The organism is Bacteroidales bacterium (assembly GCA_013314715.1).
Lineage (GTDB): Bacteria > Bacteroidota > Bacteroidia > Bacteroidales > GWA2-32-17 > Ch61.
This window is the reverse complement of sequence record JABUFC010000038.1, coordinates 20060-29700: the sequence shown is the minus strand read 5'-3', so window position 1 is coordinate 29700 and position 9641 is coordinate 20060. Positions and strand designations below refer to the sequence as shown.

The 9641-nt window shown below is 33.6% G+C and carries 8 protein-coding genes and 2 pseudogenes; 2 read left to right on the top strand and 8 right to left on the bottom strand.

The genetic code is table 11. The annotated features are described in order from the left end of the window. Together HPY79_09415 and HPY79_09410 are read left to right on the top strand one after the other, a co-directional pair. On the top strand, positions 1–814 hold an 814-nt coding region (locus tag HPY79_09415), incomplete at its 5' end, for a hypothetical protein (GenBank protein NSW46015.1). A gap of 55 nt (positions 815–869) precedes the next feature. After that, complete coding sequence (locus HPY79_09410) at positions 870–1565, top strand: L,D-transpeptidase family protein (GenBank protein NSW46014.1); 696 nt, start codon at positions 870–872, stop codon at positions 1563–1565. 6 nt (positions 1566–1571) lie between these two features. Here HPY79_09410 and porQ read toward each other — a convergent pair whose 3' ends face one another. From porQ to HPY79_09370, 8 genes and pseudogenes are all read right to left on the bottom strand, one after another. Beyond that, the gene (gene porQ / locus HPY79_09405) at positions 1572–2618 is read right to left on the bottom strand and encodes a type IX secretion system protein PorQ (GenBank protein NSW46013.1); all 1047 of its coding nucleotides are present in this window, start codon (positions 2616–2618) and stop codon (positions 1572–1574) included. Between the two features lie 374 nt (positions 2619–2992). Then, positions 2993–3289, bottom strand: a complete 297-nt coding sequence (locus tag HPY79_09400) for a GIY-YIG nuclease family protein (protein NSW46012.1) — start codon at positions 3287–3289, stop codon at positions 2993–2995. A 592-nt stretch (positions 3290–3881) separates the two neighbouring features. Then, on the bottom strand, positions 3882–5021 hold the full coding sequence (locus tag HPY79_09395) for a DUF1343 domain-containing protein (protein ID NSW46011.1): 1140 nt from the start codon (positions 5019–5021) through the stop codon (positions 3882–3884). 31 nt (positions 5022–5052) lie between these two features. Next, positions 5053–5784 (bottom strand): glycosyltransferase, encoded by a 732-nt coding sequence (locus HPY79_09390; protein ID NSW46010.1) that lies wholly within the window; start codon positions 5782–5784, stop codon positions 5053–5055. 302 nt (positions 5785–6086) lie between these two features. Continuing rightward, a pseudogene (locus HPY79_09385) lies at positions 6087–7170 on the bottom strand (ATP-binding protein). A gap of 154 nt (positions 7171–7324) precedes the next feature. Next, positions 7325–8224, bottom strand: a complete 900-nt coding sequence (locus HPY79_09380) for a glycosyltransferase family 2 protein (protein ID NSW46009.1) — start codon at positions 8222–8224, stop codon at positions 7325–7327. A 1-nt stretch (position 8225) separates the two neighbouring features. Continuing rightward, positions 8226–8786 (bottom strand): putative colanic acid biosynthesis acetyltransferase, encoded by a 561-nt coding sequence (locus HPY79_09375; protein NSW46008.1) that lies wholly within the window; start codon positions 8784–8786, stop codon positions 8226–8228. Continuing rightward, positions 8764–9399: pseudogene (locus HPY79_09370) on the bottom strand (class I SAM-dependent methyltransferase). Before HPY79_09370 ends, HPY79_09375 begins: the two are co-directional and overlap by 23 nt. Between the last annotated feature and the right edge of the window lie 242 nt (positions 9400–9641).

Below are 9641 nucleotides of genomic sequence, written 5' to 3'. Positions count from 1 at the left end.
TTTAAATGCTAAAAAAAATCTTTTGCTCGATGAGGAAGTAGTTGTAACGAGTATTTTTGCTGATTCTGTACTTCAGGCATCGCCGTGGAAATCGCCATTTAAAATCAATAATTTTATATCAAAACTATTTTATCAAGTACTTCAAAATAAATTAAACTTGTATAACCCTATTTTTGAAGATAGTGTTTTTCATCCATTAGATAAAGAAAGCTGGTTATCAATATTGCGAAATAATAAGCATTTAACTTTCGACACCACTCAATTTAACGATATTTACTTTTATGAAACATGGGAACTCGATACTTTAGCCACCATTCAGTTTAATAAAAATGTTATATTTTGGGCTCCTATTAAAACCGACAAAGAACTTAAACAACGTAAACTCGCAGGAAAAGTAAAATGCCATGCTTCAGATGCAAATACACTATTAGCAAAACATGTAATTTATGAATTCCCATTTGAGGATTCAATTACTCCCAATTTTTCATTAAATAAAAATAAACTTGTGCGATTATTAATCGATAAAGCGATTAAGAAACCATCTGATGCCTATCATCCATTTACTGCCAAACCCTTGACTAAAGATGAATTGTATCAACGTTTAGAAATATCTGATTCATCGTTGTTTTCACCTTATCATAATATTAGTAGTATCGTTTTTATTGAAAATTGGTATTATAATCCTGAAAACTTTTCAATACGAAAGGAAGTTTTAGGTTTAGCTCCTGTTAAAATTATTTTTAATGGCGATGAACCTTCTAAATCAATTCCTTTTGTTTTCTTTTTTAATGAAACTCCCTTTGTGTTAATGTAATCAAACAGATATGAAATACATGGTTTTGTTTTTCGTTTTATTTTTTCAATTTAATATGAATTTTTCACAAACATTTCTCGAAAATCAAAAATCATACGAACGTGTAAAAACAGCCTATAAAGAAAAATTATCGAATGTTGAAATGCTGCTTATGGCTTCAAATCTCGATTTAAAGGACTTGCAATTATTTATTCGTATATTTAAACAAGAAAGAGTATTAGAAGTGTGGGGAAAAAAGAAAATGGACAGCAGTTTCAAATTAGTAACTACTTATCCGCTTTGTTCCACATCAGGTAAGCCAGGTCCTAAGCGTCAACAAGGCGATGAGCAAATGCCCGAAGGTGTCTATAAAATTTCACAATTTAATCCAACGAGTAACTTTTATCTTTCGATGCGGGTCGATTATCCCAATGCTGCCGATTTAAAAAATTGTAAAAGTGGAAAACCCGGAAATGATATTTTTATTCATGGCAATTGCGTTACAATTGGTTGCTTTCCTATTGGCGACGACGCAATAAAAGAATTATACATAATGGCAATTGAAGCTACAGCTCAATCATCACAACCCATTCCGGTACATATATTCCCAACCAAGATGACCCAAGAAAATATGCAATCATTATATACATTATATCCAGAGCACAAGCTTTTTTGGGAAAATTTGCAACCTGTATATCACGCGTTTGAAAACAATAAAAAAAATCCCCTTGTACGTATTACCGCAAAGGGGACTTATGAAGTGGTAAAATGAATCTTATTATTTTTTTTTCCAATCGTTTATTCGACTCGAAAGCGTTATCATATTCGAAGCACCTGCCAAATTATATGCAGCTCGTGCATAATGAAACTGAAAACGATAAATTTTAAAACCAAACCCCCACGATAGTCCGGTTGTTGCCATACGGGTAACGGTTCCAAGTTCTTTGCGACGCTGAAAATTATATCCAAAGGCTATGTAAAAGTTTTTAGAAATTACAATATCAGTAGCCACTATTATATGTCGCAAAAGTTCATCACTTTTTCTTTCAAAAGCAGACCTTTGTGTTGATTCCTCGCCCAAAACCGTAGTGTTTTCTGATTGTTTTTCGTCCACATACTTTGCTAAGTTCCACTGTTCTAAATGCTGGAATGTTAGACTAAGGCGTAAGGGAGCATGTTTCAGCTTTTTAGTAATACCTAGTTGCCAATCGGCATCGATAGGCTCATGGTGATTATCGTAATACGATTTAAGCTGATAACCCAAATTTTTTAATGTTAGTGCAACTGTCCATAAATTATGAATATTATGATACAACAGCCCCCAATCGCTCACAATGCCATAAGACGAATAAGATTCGTATTGAGAGAGAATGGGTTTAAGGGCTACACCCCACGAAAAAGAAGAGTCGGAAAAAAAATGCGAGGTGCTCAAACACAAAGCATAATCGGCTGCCGAAAAACTGCCAATACGATTGCCAACTTCGTCGAATTCGGAAAACTTGCCGTAGTTAAAATGCTGAAAACCTATGAATATATTCCCTACATAACGATTATGAAAAGCATATCCTGCAGAGCCGTAGTAGATATCGGCAAAATATTTAGATGTGTTGATAACCGGAATATTGAGCAGCGAATCGTTCAACAGGGCAGGGTTTTGAATAACAAACGAGGGTTCGTTGCTTACAACGCTGATGTTATTGCCTCCTAAAGCACTTACATGCGACGAACCAGGTAATTGCATAAATGCATATACACCCTTGCCTCCCACTTGTCCAAAGGAAAGTGTAGATACGAAAAACGCTATTAATAGAAAAACAAAACGCATATTTTTATATAATCATGCTTAAACGAATTATTTTTTAAAAAAGTATTTTGGATGGTAAAAAACTATGATGGTTGATTACAGAATTATTTTCTCATTATTCTGAACCTATCGAATTGCTCGTCATTCTGAGCCTGTCGAAGAATGATCCCAATGCCCATTTAGTTTTGCGTATGGTTATACCTCGACAGGCTCGGTATGACAGTGGGTGTAGGGTCGATTCATTTTTCTTGTCATTCTGAGTTTGTCGAATTTCCCGTCATTCTGAGCCTGTCGAAGAATGACCCCAATACCCATTTAGTTTTGTGTATGGTTATACCTCGACAAGCTCGGTATGACAGTGGGTGTAGAGTTGATATGAATTTCTTATTTTTTATCTATTTACTTGAAGAACTTGACTTTGACAATTCTTTTAATTTATTCCAATCTTGATAAATAAAAGCTTCTTTTTTTGGTCGAGACCAACCTTTTATTTGCTTTTCTAATGAAATAGCATCCGATGGCTTTAACGCCTCTGAAAGCCACAACAATTTAACGGGTCTTCTCCTATAGGTGTATGCCTTAGGAGAGTAACCTGAATTATGCTCAAACATTCTTCTTTCAATATCATTGGTTACTCCTGTATAATAGGATTTGTCTGAGCATTCTAATATATAAACATATAAATATTTCAATTATATGCTTGATTTTATTATATGATACTTATTATTATATCGTTCATTTTTCCCGTCATTCTGAGCCTGTCGAAGAATGATCCCAATGCCCATTTAGTTTTGCGTATGGTTATACCTCGACAGGCTCGGTATGACAGTGGGTGTAGGGTCGATTCATTTTTCTTGTCATTTTGAGCTTGTCGAATTTCCCGTCATTCTGAGCTTGTCGAAGAATGACCCCACTGCTCATTTAGTATTGTGTATGGTAATACCTTGACAGGCTCGGTATGACAGTGGGTGTAGGGTTGATTCATTTTTCTTGTCATTCTGAGTTTGTCGAATTTCCCGTCATTCTGAGCTTGTCGAAGAATGACCCCACTGCTCATTTAGTTTTGTGTATGATTATACCTCGACAGGCTCGGTATGACAGTGGGTGTAGGGTCGATTCATTTTTCTTGTCATTTTGAGCTTGTCGAATTTCCCGTCATTCTGAGCCTGTCGAAGAATGACCCCACTGCCCATTTAGTTTTGTGTATGATTATACCTCGACAGGCTCGGTATGACAGTGGGTGTAGTTGTTTGAAGGAGTCCACTCTAATGTTGATGGTGTGGGCTAATCGTATAACAAATATTTTTTCCTTATTTGCATAAAGGCATTTACCTCGTCTGTCCATAACGAGCGAATTTCTACTTCGCTTTTTTCTGCTTTTATAGCATCGTACACTTTTTTGTTGCCTATTAACTTTATGAAAAACGAATTGAAAAACTCTTTTTTATACGGGTAATGGTGGTACATTTCTAACAAATATTTCAACGTGAAAGTAGAATCAATGTGCTGTCGTAAATCCAATCCATAGCAAGGTTTGGCATCGTAGAGAAGTGTTTTATTGCCTAGTTTAGCCTTTGGTGTAAACGAAAATGAATATTTTCCTTTTAATAATGGATGTCCGCAAACCTGAAACGGATAAGCTGTACCTCGCCCAACGCTTATTACCGTTCCTTCGAACAAACATAGACTGGGATAAAGATACACCGAAGTCATATCAATTAAATTGGGGCTGGGTTTGACCGGTAAAACATAACGAGTATTATGTCGGTATAGACTGCATGGAATAACGGTTAATGAACATTGAACATTGTTTTTAAGCCATTTTTCGCCATTAATCATTTGTGCATATTCGCCTATCGTCATTCCGTGTACAATGGGAACAGGGTGCATGCCCACAAACGAGCGATAAGCAGTGTCTAAGACAGGTCCATCAACATAATAACCTAAGGGATTGGGGCGATCGAGTACAATCAATGGCTTATTATTTTCTGCTGCCGATTCCATGACATAGTGCAAGGTAGAAATATAGGTATAAAAGCGAACACCCACATCTTGTATATCGAAGAGCAATACATTTACATCGCTAAGGTCTTGGGTAGAGGGCTTTTTGTTTTTGCCATAGAGCGAAATAATGGGTAAGCCTGTTTGTAAGTCTTTGCCAGAGGCTACATATTCGCCGGCCTCAGCTTCACCACGAAAGCCGTGCTCGGGCGCAAATATCTTCACAATATTCACATGGAGCTTTAAGAGGCTATCGACCAGCAAGGTATTGCCTATGCGTGAAGAGTGATTGCAAACAATGCCCACCCGTTTTGCTTGGAGCATAGGCAAGTATTTGTCCACTTGCTCTGCACCTGTTACTATGCTTTGAGCCTGTGAGGATATGGAATATATTATTAAATAAGCAAATAAAACAAATCGCATAATGGTAAGATTTAATAAATGAGAAAAGAGATTAAAAAAATTGTTCTATTTTGCGAAGATTTTTAAAGATTAATACTTTTAGTCCTCCAATATGGTGCGAACGAATGGCTCTATAATCTTCTTTCATTTTTAAATAAATATTTAACCATCGGTTGCTCTTGCCTCCTGTACGCATGTTGATAAATAATTTAGGAATGTAAACTAATGAAATGTTATGTTTCCATAAAAAACGCATCATTAATTCATAATCGGCAGCAATAGTATAAGATAAATCGAAGTTACCGAATTTTTCGTACACCGATTTCTTTACAAAAAGGGTAGGATGTGGAGGCATCCAACCCCATTTTATTTTTTTTTGTTTGTATTCTCCGGCTTTCCAGTTACGAACGATTTTTTTTATGTTGTTGGCTTGTACGTATTGTAAATCGCCATATACAGCGTCGCACTGAGCTTGTTCAAATGTTTGGTTAACCCATGCTAAAACTTGATTATTAGCATAGAAATCATCTGCATGCATAAATCCAATAATATCGCCATTTGCTAGGCGAATGCCTTTATTAAGTGCATCGTATATGCCCTTGTCGGGTTCTGATAAAACTTTTAAATGTTTATAATTAGCTAATATTTCGAGTGTTCCATCTGTTGATTGACCATCTATAATGATATGCTCAAATGGCTTTACGGTTTGTGTGTTGACCGATTCCAAACAATCCACAATGGTGGCAGCGTTATTATATGTTGCGGTGATGAGAGAGATTTTCATCTGTAATTATTTTTAATTTTTAAATTTAGGTTAGGTGGAATACGTCATTCGAATAAATAGTGATAGTTATTTGTATGTAATAAATTCATTTTTGATTGGTTATCTCAGAATGATGAGATGGCTATTTCATCATTTGAAAATATGAAAGTAAGATAATTATTACTTAGAGTTCATTAAGGATCGAAATACTTAGAATATTTTGTTAGATATTTTAATTACTTTAGGCACTAATATTAATGATGAGCGGTAAATGATTAATTAAAAAAAATTTGAATTATTACTTTGTACCTTTTTACCAGATATTAGCTTATAAACTCCTCAAAATTATCAGGTGAAATAACTTTTGTTTCACTTTCTGAATAGGCTTCTAGAAATGATTTTGGAAATTTAACATTTTTGTTTTTACTCCATTTAAATTCAAATGCGTATAGTTTTCCGTTTCTTTCTTCAATATAATCAATTTCCTGTTGAGTTTGTGTACGCCCCAATAGCAATTGGTGTAAATATTTTGATAGGATAAATGTTTTTTACGTTCGCTGACCAAAAATTTTCTCACAATGCTCCTACGTTGTTTCGAAGTTCTAAAGAATTGAAGTTTGAAATAAGTGTGTTTCGTATTCCATTGTTAAAAAAAAATTTTTGCGATATTTTCGATTCATTACGTAGGTTTCTGTTAAAAGAACTCAGCCTGAAAATCACATAACTTTTTTCTAATAACTGTATATACGTTTCAACCTTTTCATTATCCAAGCCTACAGTTTGCCCTAATTCATGATACGAAACCTGTTGTCCTATCCGAAATGCCAAAGCATGTAATAGTTTAAAAAGTTAATCCGCTTTTTAAATTTTATTCCAGATAAAATATCTTTAAAAAGATAACTATTGGCTAATTCGTTAAGAAGTTCCTTTTCGTTTCCATTACTGGTAACAATTTCGGGATAATATCCATAAACCAACCGATGTTTTAATTTCATTAAATAACTGATGGTGATTGACTATTTCGGATAATGAAACAGGAAATAAATCATATTCGAATTTTCGTCCGTTTAATGGCTCGTTTATTTTATTTGAAACATCAAATGAAGAGGATACTGTTACTATAAGTTGAATGTTTTTTGTTTCGTCAATAATTATTTTCAACTTTATTCTAATTTCTTTTATTCGTTAAGCCTCGTCAATAACTTTTTTGAGTTCTGTGGACGAAGGTATATCAAGTAATTCTTGAACTTCAATATTATCTGCATTTAGCCACAATACTTCGTTTGATGTTGAAAAAATATTTTTAAGCAGTGTAGTTTTTCATACTTGCCTTGGAACAAGTATTACAATAGCTTTCCCTTTAAAAAGGCTACTCGTAATTTTTGCAGATATGATTATTTCAATCATGATTTTGCGATTTAATTCGCAAATTTTATTAATATTTTGCGAAAAAAGTAAATTAATGGATAATTTAATGATTAAAAGATGAGATAATTAGAGGATTTGAAGATAAGATGTGTCAATTTGAAAATGAGTTATTGAGTTTTTAATTTTCAATTTTTCAGTTATCATCAATGTTAATATGGTGGTGAGTAAGCAGGTATTGTTTTATTTTTTCTTTGTCGGTGCCGCAAGTTTTTTTGATTTCGTATATTTTGACATCAACTAGGGTTCTATACCACCAACCTTGCAAAAAATGCCATAAAAAACCTTCTTTGCCTTCTAAGAAACCAAGTTTAAAAAAATATCTGTAAACAAAATATATAAATGCTCTCAAAAATAAAGGTTTACGCGCATAGCTTTCTTTATGTTTTCTTTTTTTTAATGCTTGTGCATTTAATTGAGGCTCTTTTTCTTCATAAAAATGCAGTTCTATATTTAATAAATCAATGGCTTCGCGTATAGCATAACCATTATGTTTTTGTGTCCACCATGTAAGGTTATTTAAATTATGATCGGCAAAATCGTGTTCAAATTCAATAGAAATTCCCTCGTTTAATTGGATATGTTCATCCATCCAACGTTGTTCACAAATACCTTTCTTGTGTTGAAATAATCTAAGTAATTTAACCGGATAGGTACCTCTTTTCATCCATTTTTCAAGGAAAATATGACGACGTTTAAATACAATACCGGTAATATTTTCAGGGAGTTTAGGCAATTTTTTAGTTATTTCTTCTATTAGTTCAGGGTATAGGTATTCATCAGCATCTAAACGTAAAATCCATTTTGTGGTAATTGGTAAATTTTCTAATGCCCAGTTAAATTGTTTTGCATAACTGTTTTCCCATTTATGTTGAAAGACTTTTGCACCGAGACTTTTAGCAATTTTAACAGTATTATCAGTAGAAAAACAATCCACCACAAAAATGTCTTTAGCGATAGTTTTAATATTTTGAATACATCGTTCTATATGAATTTCTTCGTTATAGGTTAATATAATTACGCTAATGTCTAACATTTTATTCGTGTATTTCTCTTTTTTTAATAAACTTTGCTGGATTGCCTCCTACAATAGTCCAAGGTTCAACATCTTTTACCACAACAGCACGGGCAGCAATTACAGATCCCTGATGAATGGTTATGCCTGGACCAATATACACATCAGCAGCAACCCATACCTGGTCTTCGATTACAATAGGTGCTGTTATTAATGGCATATTCGATTTATATATATCATGTGACGCAGTGCAAAGGTAAGATTTTTGAGAAATAGTTGAATTGGCTCCTATAATAACCCAATCTACATTATAGCAATCGACTTCGGGTGCTAAACAAGCATAATCATTCATTTTTAATTTCCAAGGCATATATATTCTTACATTTGAATATATAACAGCTTTCCAGCTTACTTTTGCTCCAAATATTTTGAGTAAAAAAATTCGCCATTTATTGCCAATACTACGAGGAAAAGGACGTGCAAATAAGAACCAAGTAATGTTCCAGATGAACCTTGCTATTTGATTTTTTCGACTTAATGCGTTTTCGTATTGCGAAAGATCAATTTTTTGATTTTCTAACATAAGCTTTTATTATCATTGATTTCCAAATATAAGGGATGCGTCTAACTCCAGCAAATTTTTCTATACTAAAATTATTTTCTAAAAGTAAAAAAGTTAAGCTTTTACGTGACCAAAACTTTATTTGACCTCCATCCTATAATGGATTTAAGTGTAAATCCCATTTATTAAAAATAGAAATTAATAAATTTTTAAGGTATCCATTATAAGGTGTAGAAATGATTAAATGACCACCCCCATTTTGTTCTAATATATTCTTACAAAATGCAATATATCCCTTGGGGTCATATAAATGTTCAATTACTTCTGTAGAAATGATTGTTTTAAAGGGAATATTTTTCAAATCATTGGGAAGTTCTTTTGAATCTATATTTTGAACAAAAAAATGATTTGGATTTATTTTATTTGCCTGTTTTATGCCCGATTCTGATGCATCTATGCCGTAAACGGTATGTCCTATCGATATAAGATAATTTGCGATAGCACCATTGCCACATCCTACATCAAGTATGGGTTGTTCAACATTTTTTAGTAATTTCAATAATTCAGGAAGGATATAAGTATGAGCTGCTGTTAGTTCCTGATTGTTCCATCCGTAGTCTTTATATTGCGACATAGGTTTTAATTTTTTATTTAGAATTATTATTTTTTTTATAAGTGGGGGTGTGGAGATGCTGAAACGAGTTCAGCATGACGCTTTTGAGGGGTATGTTGGGTTTTGAGGAGATGCTGAAACGAGTTCAGCATGACGGTTGAGGGGGTAGTGTTGTGATTTGAGGAGATACTGAAACGAGTTCAGCATGACGTATAAGGGATAGTATGAAGGGAATGATGTGTTTGATCGGATGCTGAAATAAA

What these genes read in the sequence shown, in the direction of transcription:
- HPY79_09375 (NSW46008.1), bottom strand. Translation starts at nt 8,786, where the DNA reads ATGTTAGAAAATCAAAAAATTGATCTTTCGCAATACGAAAACGCATTA.
- porQ (NSW46013.1), bottom strand. Translation starts at nt 2,618, where the DNA reads ATGCGTTTTGTTTTTCTATTAATAGCGTTTTTCGTATCTACACTTTCC.
- HPY79_09390 (NSW46010.1), bottom strand. Translation starts at nt 5,784, where the DNA reads ATGAAAATCTCTCTCATCACCGCAACATATAATAACGCTGCCACCATT.
- HPY79_09380 (NSW46009.1), bottom strand. Translation starts at nt 8,224, where the DNA reads ATGTTAGACATTAGCGTAATTATATTAACCTATAACGAAGAAATTCAT.
- HPY79_09395 (NSW46011.1), bottom strand. Translation starts at nt 5,021, where the DNA reads ATGCGATTTGTTTTATTTGCTTATTTAATAATATATTCCATATCCTCA.
- HPY79_09410 (NSW46014.1), top strand. Translation starts at nt 870, where the DNA reads ATGAATTTTTCACAAACATTTCTCGAAAATCAAAAATCATACGAACGT.